The 16,052-nt window shown below is 72.3% G+C and carries 15 protein-coding genes and 1 riboswitch; of the genes, 9 read left to right on the top strand and 6 right to left on the bottom strand.

The annotated features are described in order from the left end of the window. Positions 1-128: 128 nt before the first annotated feature. The 4 genes from OHU35_RS11375 to OHU35_RS11390 all read left to right on the top strand — a co-directional run bounded on the left by OHU35_RS11375 (position 129) and on the right by OHU35_RS11390 (position 5,534). The gene (locus OHU35_RS11375; RefSeq protein WP_405505256.1) at positions 129-899 is read left to right on the top strand and encodes an ATP-binding cassette domain-containing protein; all 771 of its coding nucleotides are present in this window, start codon (positions 129-131) and stop codon (positions 897-899) included. Next, complete coding sequence (locus OHU35_RS11380) at positions 871-2,955, top strand: YhgE/Pip domain-containing protein (protein WP_359895454.1); 2,085 nt, start codon at positions 871-873, stop codon at positions 2,953-2,955. The genes OHU35_RS11375 and OHU35_RS11380 overlap by 29 nt, the downstream gene beginning before the upstream one ends. Before the next feature lie 47 nt (positions 2,956-3,002). Further along, positions 3,003-3,632 (top strand): TetR/AcrR family transcriptional regulator, encoded by a 630-nt coding sequence (locus OHU35_RS11385; protein ID WP_189729113.1) that lies wholly within the window; start codon positions 3,003-3,005, stop codon positions 3,630-3,632. A 390-nt stretch (positions 3,633-4,022) separates the two neighbouring features. After that, complete coding sequence (locus OHU35_RS11390; RefSeq protein ID WP_405505257.1) at positions 4,023-5,534, top strand: phytoene desaturase family protein; 1,512 nt, start codon at positions 4,023-4,025, stop codon at positions 5,532-5,534. Positions 5,535-5,562: 28 nt separating this feature from the next. On the opposite strand, the gene OHU35_RS11395 is transcribed toward OHU35_RS11390, so the two are convergent. The 6 genes from OHU35_RS11395 to OHU35_RS11420 all read right to left on the bottom strand — a co-directional run bounded on the left by OHU35_RS11395 (position 5,563) and on the right by OHU35_RS11420 (position 10,707). Continuing rightward, positions 5,563-6,501 (bottom strand): hypothetical protein, encoded by a 939-nt coding sequence (locus tag OHU35_RS11395; protein WP_405505258.1) that lies wholly within the window; start codon positions 6,499-6,501, stop codon positions 5,563-5,565. Between the two features lie 56 nt (positions 6,502-6,557). Then, positions 6,558-7,481, bottom strand: coding sequence for a methylenetetrahydrofolate reductase [NAD(P)H] (gene metF, locus OHU35_RS11400; protein ID WP_189729119.1), 924 nt, complete (start codon positions 7,479-7,481; stop codon positions 6,558-6,560). A 104-nt stretch (positions 7,482-7,585) separates the two neighbouring features. Then, positions 7,586-8,245, bottom strand: coding sequence for a thiamine phosphate synthase (gene thiE, locus OHU35_RS11405; protein WP_189729120.1), 660 nt, complete (start codon positions 8,243-8,245; stop codon positions 7,586-7,588). Between the two features lie 393 nt (positions 8,246-8,638). Then, on the bottom strand, positions 8,639-9,004 hold the full coding sequence (locus tag OHU35_RS11410) for an Rv2175c family DNA-binding protein (protein WP_031131943.1): 366 nt from the start codon (positions 9,002-9,004) through the stop codon (positions 8,639-8,641). A gap of 78 nt (positions 9,005-9,082) precedes the next feature. Continuing rightward, positions 9,083-10,324, bottom strand: a complete 1,242-nt coding sequence (locus OHU35_RS11415; RefSeq protein ID WP_405505259.1) for an NAD(P)/FAD-dependent oxidoreductase — start codon at positions 10,322-10,324, stop codon at positions 9,083-9,085. A gap of 32 nt (positions 10,325-10,356) precedes the next feature. After that, on the bottom strand, positions 10,357-10,707 hold the full coding sequence (locus OHU35_RS11420) for a hypothetical protein (RefSeq protein WP_405505260.1): 351 nt from the start codon (positions 10,705-10,707) through the stop codon (positions 10,357-10,359). A gap of 51 nt (positions 10,708-10,758) precedes the next feature. Further along, positions 10,759-10,870, top strand: a riboswitch (TPP riboswitch). Between OHU35_RS11420 and thiO the strand changes: the two genes are divergently transcribed. The 5 genes from thiO to OHU35_RS11445 all read left to right on the top strand — a co-directional run bounded on the left by thiO (position 10,868) and on the right by OHU35_RS11445 (position 16,043). Then, positions 10,868-12,037, top strand: coding sequence for a glycine oxidase ThiO (gene thiO / locus OHU35_RS11425; protein ID WP_405505261.1), 1,170 nt, complete (start codon positions 10,868-10,870; stop codon positions 12,035-12,037). Its footprint overlaps the riboswitch before it by 3 nt. Continuing rightward, a complete protein-coding gene (thiS, locus tag OHU35_RS11430) occupies positions 12,034-12,234 on the top strand; it encodes a sulfur carrier protein ThiS (protein WP_359895457.1) in 201 nt (66 codons plus the stop codon). The genes thiO and thiS overlap by 4 nt, the downstream gene beginning before the upstream one ends. Before the next feature lie 2 nt (positions 12,235-12,236). Further along, positions 12,237-13,034 (top strand): thiazole synthase, encoded by a 798-nt coding sequence (locus OHU35_RS11435; protein WP_189729130.1) that lies wholly within the window; start codon positions 12,237-12,239, stop codon positions 13,032-13,034. 136 nt (positions 13,035-13,170) lie between these two features. Continuing rightward, entirely contained in the window at positions 13,171-15,105 is a 1,935-nt protein-coding gene (pknB, locus tag OHU35_RS11440; protein ID WP_189729132.1) for a Stk1 family PASTA domain-containing Ser/Thr kinase, read from the top strand. Positions 15,106-15,164: 59 nt separating this feature from the next. Further along, entirely contained in the window at positions 15,165-16,043 is an 879-nt protein-coding gene (locus tag OHU35_RS11445) for a deoxyribonuclease IV (RefSeq protein ID WP_189729134.1), read from the top strand. Positions 16,044-16,052 lie beyond the last annotated feature (9 nt).

Genomic DNA, 16,052 nt, shown 5'->3' on the forward strand with positions numbered 1-16,052 from the left:
TGTGACCCATCGTGAGGTATGGCACTGACAATCCGTTCTGACCTGCGGTTTTGCTTCGATCGCAGGTTCGGAGTAGTTTTTGCACTGACCAGTCAGTTCAATTTCATGCTCACATTCAGGGGAGCCCCGTGGGGGAACAAGCGGGAGGGGTGCGGGTCGCCGCCGAGGGCCTTGGGATCAAGGGGCCGCGCGGGTGGGCGTTCCGCGGGATGTCCGTCGACGCCGAGCCGGGATCACTCATCGCGGTCGAGGGCCCGTCCGGGTCCGGCCGTACGTGTCTGCTGCTCGCGCTGACGGGACGGATGAAGATCACGGAGGGCACCGCGAGCGTCGGTGACGCCGGCCTTCCGAAGCAGATGTCGGCGGTGCGCCGCGTCAGCGCCCTGGCCCACGTGCCCGGGGTCACCGACCTCGAACCGGCGCTCACCGTCGGCGAGCACCTGCGTGAACGGGCCCTGCTCCAAAGGCGCTTCGGCGACTCCCTGCGCGGGCTGCTGCGACCCCGCGGCGAGCGGGCGGCCGAGGCCGGGCTGCGGGTCGACACCGCACTGGCAGCGGCCGGACTCGACCTGGAGGCGCTGCCCAAGGGTCCCCGTACGGCCGTACGCGATCTGGAACGCCTGGAGGCGCTGCGGCTCTCGGTCGCCCTCGCCCTCGTCGCCCGGCCGCGGCTGCTCGGGGTCGACGACACCGACCTCAAGCTCTCGGACGGCGAGCGGGACGAGGTCTGGGCCCTGCTCAGGTCCCTCGCCGACGCCGGGACGACGGTCGTGGCGGTGTGCAGCGAGGCCCCCGAGGGCGCCGTCAAGGTGTCCACGCGGCAGAGCACCCCTCAGGACACCCATCAGAGCGAGGACAAGGAGAAGGCCGATGCGCTCGCCGAGACTGGCCGCGCTTGAGCTCCGCCGCTTCGGCCGGGGGAAGCTGCCGCGCGCCGCACTGGTCGCGCTGCTGGTGCTGCCGTTGCTGTACGGCGCGCTGTACCTGTGGTCGTTCTGGGACCCGTACGGCCGGCTGGACCGTATCCCCGTGGCGCTCGTGAACGACGACAAGGGGGCGACCGCCGACGGGAAGAAGGTCACGGCGGGCGACGACATCACGGAGAAGCTGCGCGACAGCAAGACCTTCGACTGGCGCGAGGTGAGCGCCGCCGAGGCCCGCAGGGGCGTCGAGGACGGCACCTACTACCTCTCGCTCACCATGCCCGACGACTTCAGTGAGCGGATCGCCTCCAGCTCCGGGAAGTCCCCGGAGACCGGCGCCCTCCAGGTGCGCACCAACGACGCGAACAACTACATCGTCGGGCAGATCTCCCGGACAGTGTTCAGCGAGGTGCGCCAAGCGGCGTCCACGAAGACGTCGCGGTCCTTCCTGGACAAGATCTTCGTGTCGTTCTCCGACATCCACGGTGAGACCGTGAAGGCCGCGAAGGGCGCCGACAAGCTCAAGGGCGGCATCGGGAAGGCCGAGAAGGGCTCCAAGGATCTCGCCGACGGCCTGAAGGACGCCAAGGACGGCAGCGGGAAGCTGTCCACGGGCCTGAAGAAGCTCCACACGGGCGCGGGCGATCTGGAGGACGGCTCGAAGCAGGTCGCGGAAGGCACGCAGAGGCTCGCCGACAAGGTCAACACGAACGCCGGCAAGGTGGGCCCCTTCCTGAAGGGCAACGAGAAGACCATCGGCGACACGGCCCAGTTCGTGGCCGACACCTCAGGCGCGGTCCGCAAGCACCTGGACACCCTGGCGGAGCGGGCCCCGGCCGCCGCCAAGGACGCCCGTACGGCGTCGGACACGCTGAACGGCACCTACGCCAGGCGCTGCGACGACCCCGTGCTGCCCGACGCCGCCTGCGCCGACCTGAAGAAGGCCAAGGACGCCGCCGCCGACGTGGCCGGCATCGCCGACGACCTCGACACGCTGATCGCCGACCAGAACGGCGATCTGACCAAGCTCGACAAGCACCTCGCCACGCTCCAGAAGCAGTCCCAGGCCCTCGCCGACCGCGCGCCGCACCTCTCCGAGGACCTCGACGACGCCGTCAAGAAGATCAACAAGCTGAACGACGGGGCGGCCGAGGTCGCCGCGGGTGCGAAGAAGCTGCACAAGGGGCTCGGCACGGCCAGGACCGGCGCCACCGACCTGGACAAGGGCGTCGGCGATCTCAAGACCGGCGCGGACGACCTCAACGGCGGCATGTACAAGCTCGTCGGCGGCTCCGGGAAGCTCGCCGGCGGACTGCACGACGGGGCGGAGCAGATCCCCGACTACGGCAAGCAGGACCGCGACCAGCGCACCGAGGTCATGGCCGACCCCGTGCGGCTCGCCTCCCAGGACCTGCACAAGGCGCCCAACTACGGCACCGGCTTCGCCCCGTACTTCATCCCGCTGTCGCTGTGGGTGGGCGCGATGGTGGCGTACATGCTGATCACGCCGATGAGCCGGCGCGCGCTCGCCGCGGGTGCCTCGGCGTGGCGGATCGCGCTGGCCGGCTGGCTGCCGGTGGTGGCGATCGGAGTGCTCCAGACGGTGGCCCTGATGTCGGTGCTGCACTGGGCGGTCGGCCTGGAGATGGCGCGGGCGGCCGGGACGGTGGGCTTCCTGTTCCTGGTGACGGCGTGCTTCGCGGCGATCGTGCAGTGGCTGAACGCGCGCTTCGGGGCGGCGGGCCGGATCCTCGTCCTCGCCCTGCTGATGCTCCAGCTGACGTCGGCGGGCGGCACGTACCCCGTACAGACCAGCCCCGGCTTCTTCAACGCGCTCCACCCCTTCCTGCCGATGAGCTACGTCGTGGAGGCCCTCAGGAGGCTCATCACGGGCGGCGGCCTGGAACCGGTGTGGCACGCGTGCGTGGTGCTGACGGCGTTCACCGCGGGCGCCCTCGCGCTGACCGCCGTGGCGGCCCGGCGCCGCCAGGTGTGGACGCTGGACCGGCTGCACCCGGAGCTGAGCCTGTGAGCCCTACCGTCACTCCTCCCGGAAAGGTTCCTGTGACAATCAGGGCCATGGAAAGCAGCAGTGCAACGTCGGGCGGCAGCACGCGCCGCGAGGCCACCCGGCAGAAGCTCTACGAGGCGGCCGTCACGCTCATCGCCGAGCAGGGCTTCTCCGCCACGACCGTGGACGAGATCGCCGAGCGTGCCGGAGTCGCGAAGGGCACGGTCTACTACAACTTCGCGAGCAAGTCCGTCCTCTTCGAGGAACTGCTGCGGCACGGAGTGGGCCTCCTCACCGCCTCCCTCCGGGACGCGGCCGAGCGGACCGCCCGGGAGGGCGGCACCAAGGTCGACGCCCTGGACGCGATGATCCGCGCGGGCCTGGTCTTCATCGACCGCTACCCGGCCTTCACCCAGCTGTACGTGGCCGAGCTGTGGCGCACCAACCGGACGTGGCAGTCCACGCTGATGGTGGTCAGGCAGCAGGCCGTCGCCGTCGTGGAGGACGCGCTGCGCGAGGGCGTCGCGGGCGGCGAGTTCAGCGAGGAGATCGACGTCCCGCTGACGGCGTCCGCGCTGGTCGGCATGGTCCTGGTGGCCGCGCTCGACTGGAAGTCCTTCCAGCCGGAGCGCTCCCTGGACGACGTCCACGCGGCACTGTCCCGGCTGCTCCAGGGGAGGGTGAGCGGCTGCCGCTGAGGGCACGCCTGGCGCAGACGTGAAGGCGCCGGTTCGCTGTGGCCGCGTCCCCCGCGGGCCACCTCGAACCGGCGCCTTCCCTGCTCCCCCGTTTTCCTGCTCCCCCGTGCGTCCCCCGCAGGACCCCCGTTCGGTCGTCCCCCGGTTCTCCCCCGTGCCTCGCTCCCGCCGACTCGGTCGGCGGAAGGAGCGGATCGCGGGCCGGCCCCGTTCCGGCGCCCCGTGTCGCCGGTGCCGGAGCCGTGCCCCTTTCCGTGTCTCCACTCTCTCGTTCCCGCCGGCCCTGCCCCATCCGCGCGCGTACTCAACTCCCCCACTAGGTACTGGTACTCAGCCCTGCGCACGCGGCACCAGAAGGCGCTGTCAGCGGGGGCGGATAGAGTCCTCGGCATGGCACGGATTGCGGTGATCGGCGCCGGGATGGGCGCGCTGACGGCTGCCGCCCGGCTGGCCGTCGCGGGCCACCGGGTGGTGGTGTACGAGCGGACGGACACGTACGGCGGAGCGCTGCGCCGCTTCGAGCGTGACGGGTTCTCCTTCGACACGGGCCCCGGCCTGCTCCCGCTGCCGGCCGTCTATCGCGATCTGTTCGTCAAGACCGGCAAGGAGCCGCTGGAGGCGTGCGTCGAGCTGGTCCAGGTCGACCCCTCGTCCCGGCACGTGTTCGCGGACGGCACCCGGGTGTCGCTGCCGAACGCCTCGCGCGCGGGTGTGGTCACCGCCCTGGACGAGGGCCTCGGCCCGGGCACCGGGAACCGGTGGGGCGACTTCCTGGTCCGGGCCCGCGAGGCCTGGGACCGGACCCGCCGCCCGCTCCTGGAGGAGCCGCTGTGGCCGAACTGGCAGGTGCTGGCCGAGCGCGAGCCCTACCCGGCGGTGCCCCACAAGCGGCTGCTGCGCACCCGCCGGGCCGGCACACTCGCCGAGATCGGCGCCTGGGAGCTGCGTGACCCCCGGCTCGCCGCACTCCTGGAGGGCCACGCCCTCACCCAGGGCCTGGACCCCCGGGTCACCCCGGCGAGCGCGGCCGTACTGCCGTACATGGAGCACGCCTTCGGCGTCTGGTACGTGCGCGGCGGCCTGCGCGAGCTGGCGCGGGCGGTGTACGAGCGGTGCGTGGCCAGAAAGGTCGAGTTCCGTTTCGGCGCCGACGTGACCGGCGTGCTGGAGAAGGACGGGCGGGCGTCGGGGGTGGAACTCGCCGACGGGACGGTCACGGAGGCGGACTTCGTGGTCGCCGGTGTCGCGCCCGGCACACTGGACCGGCTGACGGCGGGGACCGTACCGCGGGGCGACGGCGAGGTGCCCCCGCAGCCCGCGTCGGCCAGTCGGCTCACGGTGCTGCTGGGCCTGCGCGGCACCCGCCCCGAGGGCACGGCACACCGCACGGTGGTGCACGCGGCGGACCGGGAGGCCGAGTTGGACGCCCTGTTCGGCACGGCTCCGGCGAACGCGCAGCCCACGGTCACGGTCCTGCGGCCCGACGACCCCGCGCTGGTCCCGGACCGGGATCACGAGGCGGTCACCCTCACGACGGTGGTGCCCGCCCGGCCCGACGAAGCCAACGAACCCCACAAGTCCTACGACGAACTCGCCGACACCATGATCAGCGTCGCCGAACGCGCCCTGCCCGACCTGCGCGACCGTCTCCTCTGGCACGAGGTGCGCACCCCGGCCGACATCGCCGAGGCGACCGGCGCGGAGGGCGGGGCGGTGCCGGTGCAGGCACTGGCGGCGGCCGACGGGCGGCTGCTGCATCCGTCCAACAGCACGCGCGTGCCCGGCCTGTTCACCGTCGGCGGCTGGGCGCACCCCGGCGGCGGACTGCCGCACGCGGGCATGTCGGGCGCGCTGGTCGCGGGACTGGTCGTGGAGGGGCCGGGGTTCCGGGGCTCCCAGTGAGCCCACCGCCCCCGGCGGGGTTCAGGCTTCAGAAACGGTACTGCTCGTCGAAGCCGTTGCCCTGTGGCTGCTGCCCGTTGCCCTGGTAGGGGTACGGCTGCTCCGGCGGCAGCTCCTGCCCGTACTCGTCGGTGCGCTGCTGCGGGACCCACACACCGCCGGGCGGGGTCTCGCCACCGTAGGTGCCGGCGTACTGGTCCTGGCCGTAGCCCTGCTGCTGGCCGTAGTACTGCTGGTCGCCGTAGCCGCTGTCGTACGAGGTCCCGCCGTAGGTGGGATTGCCGACGTACGGGTCGGAGTAGGCGGCGTACTGCTGCTGGCCGGTGGCGTCGTAGCCCTGCTGCTGGCCGTAGCCCGAGTAGTCGTAGGCGTAGGACTGGTCGGTGCCCTGGGCCGTGGCGGCGTACTGGTCTTGGGGTGAGCCCTGGTGGTAGCCGGTGTCGCCGTAGACGCCGTAGGAGCCGGTGTCGTCCGGGATGGGCTGCGGCTCGTAGACCGCGGTGGTCTCGGCGGCCGTCGGCTGGACCGGGCGCGCGGGGGTGAAGACGTCGTCGCGGTCGTAGTCGTCGCCCTGGCCGTAGGTGGCGGCGTCGCGGCGGTAGTCGCCGCCCTCGTCGCCGTAGCCGCCGCCCGTCGCCTCCATGCCGGAGACCTCGAGGGTCGGCTCCTGGCGGCCGCGCTCACCGCGGCGGCGCTTGCTGCCGCCCAGCATCGGGGCGTTCATCGCCCAGCCGGCCGCGAAGCCGCTGCGGAAGGACAGGGTGACGTAGGTCTGCCCGACCGCGAAGGCGGCCGCGCCCAGTCCGATCACGACGACCGACGGGATCAGGACACCGACGACGACGCCGAGGAAGCCGGCGAAGGCGAGCAGCCGCCAGCGCAGCCGCGCCTTGTACTGCAGCAGCACCTCGCCCAGCAGCCACAGCGCGACGATGCCGAACGCGATGTAGAGGACCGCCCAGCCCATGTACGCCCCTCTCCCAGTCGCCGCTACGCAGTGTGTCGTATACCGGTGCGAACGGTCTAGGCCTGCGGTGGGTGGTGCAGGCCCAGGTTCTCGTAGATTTCCAGGGTCGCCGTGGAGTTGTTGAGCGTGATGAAGTGCAAGCCGGGCACTCCCTCGGCGAGCAGCCGCGCACAGAACTCCGTGGCGAATTCGATCCCAATGGAGCGTACAGCGGCCGGATCGTCTTTTGCTGTGAGGATCCGCTCTTTCAGGGCGTCCGGGAACACGGCATTGGTGAGGGACGGGATCCGCGCCAGCGACTTCACACTGGCGATCGGCATGATCTCGGGGATGATCGGGGTGTCGCAGCCGGCGGCCGCGACCCGGTCACGCAGCCGCAGGTAGTCCTCCGGCTGGAAGAACATCTGCGTGATCGCGTAGTCCGCGCCCGCGCGGCACTTGTCGACGAAGTGGCGGACGTCGGCGTCCCAGTCGCTGGAGCGCGGGTGCATCGCCGGGAAGGCGGCGACGCCCACGCAGAAGTCGCCGGACGCCTTGATCAGCTCGACGAGCTCGGCGGCGTAGGCGAGCCCGCGGGGGTGCGGCACCCAGTCGCCCATCGGGTCGCCGGGCGGGTCGCCGCGCAGGGCGAGCATGTTGCGGATCCCGGCGTCGGCGTACTGGCCGATGATGTTGCGCAGGTCGGCGACCGAGTGGTCGACGGCCGTGAGGTGCGCGATAGGCGTGAGGGTGGTGTCGGAGGCGATCGCCTCGGTCGCCTTGACCGTGCCCGCGCGGGTGGAGCCGCCCGCGCCGTAGGTCACGGACACGAAGTCGGGCGCCACCGCCTCGACCCGGCGCAGCGCGTTCCACAGGTTCCGCTCGCCCTTCGGGGTCTTGGGCGCGTAGAACTCGAACGAGTACGTCGTCTTGCCTGTCGCGAGCATGTCGCGGACGGTGCGTGCGTGGTCCGACCTGATGGATGCGGTGCCGAGGGCCATACGGGCAGGTTAGCCAGGGGCGGTCGGTCCCCCAACCGGGCATCGATATTTGCCCGATTTGTGTACTTGTTGTCCACCCCTTGGACATCCGGTCAACCGGCGTACTACTTCTCCCGCAGCCTCTTCGCGAACTCGGCCGCCGCCGCGCCCGGGTCGTCTGCCTCGGTGATCGCCCGTACGACGACGACGCGCCGGGCGCCCGCTTCCAGGATCTGGTCGAGGTTGCCGAGGTCGATGCCGCCGATGGCGAACCAGGGGCGCTCGGTGCCGAGGGCGGCGGTGTACCGGACGAGGTCCAGGCCGGGTGCGTGGCGGCCGGGCTTGGTGGGGGTGGGCCAGCACGGGCCGGTGCAGAAGTAGTCCACGCCGTCCTGTGCGGCGGCCGCGGCGGCCTCGGACTCGGCGTGCGTGGACCGGCCGATCAGGACGTCGTCGCCGAGGATCGCGCGGGCTGCCGGGACCGGGAGGTCGCCCTGGCCGAGGTGCAGCACGTCGGAGCCGGCAGCGTGGGCGACGTCCGCCCGGTCGTTGACCGCGAGCAGCTTGCCGTGCCGAGCACAGGCGTCGGCGAAGACGGCCAGCCGCTCCAGCTCCTCGCCCGCCTCCATGCCCTTGTCCCGCAACTGCACGATGTCGACCCCACCGGCCAGCACGGCATCGAGGAACTCCACGAGGTCGCCCTGCCGCTCGCGGGCGTCGGTGCAGAGGTAGACCCGGGCGTCGGCGAGCTGAGCCCGTGCGGTGGTGGCGGCGGTGTCGGGCATGCGTGTCCCTCTGGGTGTCGGTGGCGTACGGGTGCGGACACCCGTGCCGGTGGCGGTGACGTACGGGTACGAGAAGCACCCGAGCGTGCGGGCGGCGGCCCACTGTCGGTCGCTGCCCGCAAGGGGCCACGGCAAGGCCCGGGCAGGTCCCGAGTCTGTCACCCGGGCCAGGCGGCGGCCCAGCCCCGATGGGAGGCAGAGACCCGCCCCGGGCCCGGCGGTCCAAGGCCCCCGGCAGGGATCAAGAACCGCCCGCCCCGGCGGCCCACGCCCCGAGCCGGGCGCGAGCCGCCCCGGGACCGTGGCCCCACGGGCCGCGGCCCGTACTCCGGGCAGTTGTTCAGGTCCGGCCCCGCTCGCACGGCACCGGACGGTTGTTCCGTCGAGGCCGGGTCAGACCGCGAGCGCCTGGGCGCGGCGCTTCACCTCCGTGCCGCGATTCTCACTCAGTGCCTGCGCCGGGGTGCCGGGCAGGCTCGGGTCGGGGGTGAAGAGCCACTCCAGCATCTCCTCGTCCGTGAAGCCGTCGTCCCGCAGGAGCGTCAGGGTCCCGGACAGGCCCTTGACGACCTTGTCCCCGTCGATGAAGGCGGCGGGGACGTGCAGTGCGCGGTTCTCACCTCGGCGTACGGCGATGAGCTGGCCGTCCTTGACCAGCTGCCGCACACGCGTCACCTCGACACCGAACTGTTCGGCGATGTCGGGGAGGGTGAGCCAGGCGGGGACGAGAGCATCGATCTTTGCGTCAATCTCGGTCACGGAAACCAGCCTGCCATCCGCCACTGACAGTCGGAAGTCAGCCCGGCCCACCTGGGCGGACATCGCGCTCCTCGACAGCTACGCCGTCGCCGCCTTCAGCGGCCTGGCCGGGTCCGCGAGCAGCACCGGATTCATGGCGGCGCCCGACTCGATCAGGCGGCGCCCCTGCGCCAGGTCCCGGGGACGGCCCACCGCCAGCAGCGCGACCAGCCGGTCGCCGCGGAGCCAGCAGACCGTCCAGGCCGGCCCGGCCGGGTCGCCCCGCCACAGGGTCGTGTCGGCGCCGGCGTGGTGCCCGGCGTACTGCACGAACCGCCCGAACTGCTCGGACCAGAAGTACGGCACCGGGTCGTACACCGCCGAGGTCTCCCCCGAGGCCCGGCCGACGATGTTCAGGGCCACGGTGCGCGGCCCCTGGAGGGCGTTGTCCCAGTGGTGCACCAGCAGGCGCTCGCCGTACCGCCCCGAGGGGAAGGAGGCGCAGTCGCCGACCGCGTACACGTCCGGCGCCGACGTCCGCAGATGCTGGTCGGACACGATCTCGCCCTGGGCACCGAGCTCCACTCCGGAGCCGGCCAGCCATGCCGTCGCGGGGCGGGCGCCGATGCCGACCACGACCGCGCCCGCCGGCAGCCGCGTGCCGTCGTCGAGGAGCACCGCCCCGGGCTCGACGCGCTCCACGCGCGCGTGCGTGCGCAGCACCGCACCCGCGTCGGCGTACCAGCCGGCCATCGGCGCGGCGACCTCGGCGGGCAGTGCCCCGGCGAGCGGCCGTTCGGCGGCCTCCACGACGGTCACCGCGCAGCCCGCCTCACGCGCGGCCGTGGCGAACTCCGCGCCGATCCAGCCCGCGCCGACGACCACGATGTCGTGCTTGCGGGCCAGCACGGGCCGCAGCCGCTCGGCGTCGTCCAGGGTGCGCAGCAGATGCACGCCCGGCACGCCCTCCGCGCCGGGCAGCCGGATCGGTTCGGCGCCGGTCGCGACGACGAGGACGTCGTACGGCACGGGCCCGTCCTCGGTGTCCAGCTCGTGATCGCCGGGGCGCAGGCCCAGCACCTCGCAGCCGAGTCGCAGTTCGATGCCGAGGGCCTCGAAGTCGAGGTCGAAGGCGGAGCCCTCGGCCTTGCCGAGCAGGACGGCCTTGGACAACGGGGGCCGGTCGTACGGCTGGTGGGGCTCGGCGCCGATCAGGATCACGGTGCCGGTGAAGCCCTGCTCCCGCAGGGCGACCGCGGTCTGCACACCGGCCATGCCCGCGCCTGCCACGACCACGCGCCGCGGCACGGACGGACCTGGTTCCTGCGTCTGCTCGCTCACCTGATCACCATAGACAACTGACGTTCTGTCAGTCAGTGCTCATGCGCAGTGACCTGCTCCACAACGCTCGTCCCGCTGCCCTGCTGGGACTCCCACTCCCACGTCTCCTCCAGCCGCACCCGCCCGTCGGGCAGCTCCACGACCGTCGACACACAGTGCCCGGAAGAGGTGGTTCCGTCCTGCTTGAGCTGTACGTAGCGGAAGTCCAGCCGGTCACCTTCCCGGGTACCCACGAGATGCCCGCGTACGACGTCGCCGCCCGTGTACTCGGCCCAGATCTCGCCGTCCTTCTCGTGGTACGTGAACCGGGTGCGGGTCCCCACCTGGCCCGGCGCCTGGTCGGCGACCGGGGCCAGGAGAAGACCGTCGAGGGATCGGGCCATGGACGGAGGCTCCCTTACTGCGGATACGGCATCGGGCTAGGGTGGCCAACGTAGAGCACTCGCGGGAGCCCGGACGCACCGGGCTGAGAGGGAGGCTGGCGGCCTCCGACCGTACGAACCTGATCCGGGTCATGCCGGCGAAGGGAGGGGCTGGACGCCCATGTCGCGCACGCGAACGTCAGACGTCCTCGTCATCGGGGGCGGCATCATCGGCCTGGTCACCGCGTGGCGGGCCGCACAACGCGGGCTGGCCACGGCCGTGGTGGACCCCGAGCCGGGCGACGGGGCCGCGCAGGTGGCGGCGGGCATGCTGGCCGCCGTCACGGAACTGCACTACGGCGAGCAGACCCTGCTCGGTCTGAACCTCGCCTCCGCCCGGCGCTACCCGGACTTCGCCGCCGAGCTCACCGACCTCACGGGCCACGACCTCGGCTACCGCCGCTGCGGCACGCTCGCCGTGGCCCTGGACGCCGACGACCGGGCCCATCTGCGCGAACTGCACGCCCTGCAGCAGCAGTCCGGCCTGGAGTCGCAGTGGCTGTCGGGGCGGGAGTGCCGTCGCCTGGAGCCGATGCTCGCGCCGGGAGTGCGCGGCGGGCTGCGGGTCGACGGCGACCACCAGATCGACCCGCGGCGGCTGTCCGGGGCGCTGGTCACCGCGTGCGAGCGGGCGGGTGTGGTCTTCCACCGGGCGTGGGCCGAGCGGCTCACCGTCGTACGGGACCGGGCCACGGGCGTCGTCACGGCCGACGGGACCGCGCTGGACGCGGGGCAGGTGGTGCTGGCCGGGGGCAGTCTCAGCGGGCGGCTCGCGGGCGTCCCGCAGGACGTGCTGCCGCCCGTGCGACCGGTGAAGGGGGAGGTCGTGCGGCTGACCATGCCACAGCGGCACGGGCCCTTCCTGAGCCGGACCGTGCGCGCGGTCGTGCGCGGCAGCCAGGTCTACCTGGTGCCGCGCGAGAGCGGCGAGCTGGTCATCGGGGCGACCAGCGAGGAAACGGGCTGGGACACCACCGTGACCGCGGGCGGCGTGTACGAGCTGCTGCGCGACGCGCACGAGCTGGTCCCGGGCATCACCGAGCTGCCGTTCACGGAGACCCGGGCCGGACTGCGGCCCGGCTCCCCCGACAACGCGCCGCTGCTCGGCCCGACCGGTCTCGAGGGGCTGCTGCTGGCCACCGGGCACTACCGCAACGGTGTCCTGCTCACGCCGGTGACCGGCGACGCCATGGCGCACGTCCTGGCGACGGGCGAACTCCCCGAGGAGGCCCGCCCCTTCACCCCGAAGCGCTTCAGCACCGTCACCGCACTCACGGAGCAGCCCGTATGAACATCTCCGTCAACGGGGAGCCCCGGGACATCCGGCCCGGCACGGCTCTCGACACCGTCGTGAGGTCGCTCACCACCTCGCCCTCCGGGGTGGCCGCGGCCCTCAACGAAACCGTCGTCCCGCGCGCGCAGTGGCCGTCCACGTCCCTCTCCGACGGGGACCGCGTGGAAGTCCTCACCGCCGTCCAAGGAGGCTGACCATGGCCGACGATCCTTTTGTCCTCGGTGGTACGTCCTTCACGTCCCGCCTGATCATGGGTACGGGCGGGGCGCCCAGCCTCGACGTGCTGGAGCGCTCACTGATCGCGTCCGGGACGGAGCTGACGACGGTCGCGATGCGCCGCGTGAACCCCTCGGTGCACGGTTCGGTGCTGTCCGTCCTGGACCGGCTCGGCATCCGGGTGCTGCCCAACACGGCGGGCTGTTTCACGGCCGGCGAGGCCGTCCTCACGGCCCGTCTCGCCCGCGAGGCCCTCGGCACCGACCTGGTCAAGCTGGAGGTCATCGCCGACGAGCGCACACTGCTGCCGGATCCGATCGAGACGCTGGAGGCGGCCGAGACGCTGGTCGACGACGGGTTCACGGTGCTGCCGTACACCAATGACGACCCCGTGCTGGCGCGCAAGCTGGAGGACGCCGGCTGCGCGGCGATCATGCCGCTCGGCTCGCCCATCGGTTCCGGGCTGGGCATCCGCAACCCGCACAACTTCCAGCTGATCGTCGAGCACGCGCGCGTGCCGGTGATCCTGGACGCCGGCGCCGGTACGGCGTCCGACGCGGCGCTGGCGATGGAGCTGGGCTGCGCGGGTGTGATGCTCGCCTCGGCGGTGACACGGGCGCAGGAGCCGGTGCTGATGGCTTCCGCCATGAGGAACGGGGTGGAAGCTGGGCGGTTGGCGTATCGAGCCGGGCGTATTCCTCGGCGGCACTTCGCGCAGGCGTCTTCGCCGGGTGAGGGGATGGCTGTGCTCGATCCGGAGCGGCCCGCTTTTCAGTGAGCCGGCGTGTGTGCCGGGGCCGGGTGCGTCCGCAGCCCGGCGCAGCGGGGGGACACACGTCACAGGTCGGCTGCAGTCCCGCCCCGAAAACAGCCGAGGCGGCGGGCTGTCGGTCGTGGCTCGTACACTCGCCTGCGTGGACACGACCCTTCAGGACCCCTTGGTCGGGCAGGTGCTCGACGGCCGATACCGCATCGACGCGCGGATCGCCGTCGGCGGGATGGCCACGGTCTACCGGGCCGTGGACACCCGGCTCGACCGGGTCCTCGCGCTCAAGGTGATGCACCCCTCGCTCGCGGTCGACGCCTCGTTCGTCGACCGGTTCATCCGCGAGGCGAAGTCCGTCGCCCGACTGGCCCATCCGAACGTGGTGCAGGTCTTCGACCAGGGCACCGACGGCAGTTACGTCTATCTCGCCATGGAGTACGTCGCGGGCTGCACCCTGCGGGACGTGCTGCGCGAGCGCGGGGCCCTGCAGCCGCGCGCCGCCCTGGACATCCTGGAGCCGGTGCTGGCCGCGCTGGGCGCCGCCCACCGCGCCGGCTTCGTGCACCGGGACATGAAGCCCGAGAACGTCCTGATAGGGGACGACGGCCGGGTGAAGGTCGCCGACTTCGGACTCGTCCGTGCCGTGGACACGGTGACGAACACCACAGGGACCGTGCTCGGCACGGTCGCGTACCTCGCGCCCGAGCAGATAGAGAACGGCACCGCGGACCCCCGCGTCGACGTGTACGCGTGCGGCGTGATGCTGTACGAGATGCTGACCGGCGACAAGCCGCACGACGGGGACTCCCCGGCCGTGATCCTGTACAAGCACCTGCACGAGGACGTCCCGCCGCCGTCGGCCGCCGTGCCCGGTCTGGCCTACGAGCTGGACGAGATGGTGGCCTCGGCGACCGCCCGCACCCCTGACATCCGCCCGTACGACGCGGTGGCGCTGCTCGCGGTGGTCCGCGACGGGCGGGCCGGGCTGAGTGCGGAACAGCTGGACGTGGTGCCGCCGCAGGCGCTCACCGCCGAGCACGACGGCGCCGACGACCGTACGAGCGTGATCCCGCGCGCGCTGGCCTCGCTGCGCCCGCTGCCGGTCAACGAGGACGACGAGACCTCCGAGGCGGCGCTCAACCGCACCAGCCGTTTCCAGTCCCCGCCGCCCCCGCCGTCCCGGCGCCGCTCGGGGTCCCGGCGCGGCCCGCTGGCGATCGTCGTCGCCGTGCTGCTCGTGCTGGGCCTCGGCGCCGGCATCTGGTACATCAACTCGGGCCAGTTCACCGAGGTCCCCCCGCTGCTGGCGAAGACCCAGACCCAGGCCGAGAGCCGGCTGGAGGACGCCGGGCTGGATCTCGGCAAGGTCGAGCACGCCTACAGCGACACCGTGGAGCGGGGCCAGATCATCAGCTCCGACCCGAAGCCCGGGACGCGCATCCGCGGCAACGACTCGGTGAGCATCACCGTCTCCGACGGCCCCGAGACGGTGCGGGTGCCCGCCCTGGAGGGCCAGAAGCTGGCCAAGGCACGGTCCCAGCTGAAGGACGACGGCCTTGAGCCGGGCATGGTCACCCGCGAGTTCAGCGAGGACGTACCGCGCGGCTCGGTGATCTCCGCGCGGCCCGCCGACGGCACGAAGGTGCGCGCGGGCACGGCCGTCGCACTCGTGGTCAGCAAGGGCAGCCCCATCGACATCCCCGACGTCACCGGCGCGGACGAAGCCGACGCCCGGGCGCAGCTGCAGGACGCCGGGCTCAAGGTGAAGATCGCCACCGAGCGGGTCAACTCCTCCGAGTTCGACAAGGGCCAGGTCGCCCAGCAGACCCCGAAGGCCGGCGGCCGGGCGGCCGAGGGCGACACGGTGACGCTGACGCTGTCCAAGGGCCCCGAGATGATCGAGGTCCCGGACGTGGTCGGCGACAGCGTCGACGAGGCCACGCAAGCGCTGGAGGGCGCCGGGTTCCAGGTCGACGAGGACCGCGGACTGCTCGGCCTGTTCGGCGACGAGGTCAAGGGGCAGTCCGTCGAGGGTGGCCAGACCGCGCCCAAGGGTTCGACGATCACCATCAAGATCAGGTGACGAGCACGGGCCGGGAGCCCGTGGACGGGGCAGGGCCGGACGCATGACACCCTGAACGGGTGAACAATCAGCTGTCCGGCCCCTCCCGCAACCCCGTGGGCGGCCACGTCCCCGTGGCCGGTGGGCTGCACTCCGTCGGCCTGTCGTACGCCCGTGATCTCAAGGCGGAGACCGTCCAGGTCTTCGTCGCCAACCCGCGCGGCTGGGCCACACCGGCAGGGAATCCCAAGCAGGACGAGGCGTTCCGCGCGGCGTGCGAGGCCGAGTCGATCCCGGCGTACGTCCACGCCCCCTACCTGATCAACTTCGGCTCGCACACCGAGGCGACCGTGGAGCGGTCGGTGGAGTCGCTGCGGCACTCGCTGCGGCGCGGGCGGGAGATCGGGGCGCTGGGCGTGGTCGTGCACACGGGCAGCGCGACGGGCGGCCGGGAGCGGTCCGTGGCGCTGAAGCAGGTGCGGGAACATCTGCTGCCGCTGCTCGACGAGCTGACCCACGACGACGACCCGTACCTGCTGCTGGAGTCCACCGCAGGACAGGGCGCCTCGCTGTGCTCGCGGACCTGGGACTTCGGCCCGTACTTCGAGGCGCTGGACGCCCACCCGATGCTCGGCGTGTGCCTGGACACCTGCCACATCTTCGCCGCCGGGCACGACCTGACCGGCCCCAGCGGCATGCACCAGACGCTGGACCTGCTGGTGGACACGGTCGGCGAGGGCCGGCTGAAGCTGATCCACGCCAACGACTCCAAGGACGTGGTGGGCGCGCACAAGGACCGGCACGAGAACATCGGCGTGGGCCACATCGGCGAGGACCCCTTCCGGGCCCTGATGACGCACCCCGCGACCGAGGGCGTGCCGCTGATCATCGAGACGCCGGGCGGCAAGGAGGGGCACGCGGCGGACGTGGAGCGGCTGAAGAAGCTGCGCGACTGCTGACGGCCTCGG

The sequence above is a fragment of the Streptomyces purpurascens genome (assembly GCF_045040895.1).
Taxonomy (GTDB): domain Bacteria; phylum Actinomycetota; class Actinomycetes; order Streptomycetales; family Streptomycetaceae; genus Streptomyces; species Streptomyces purpurascens.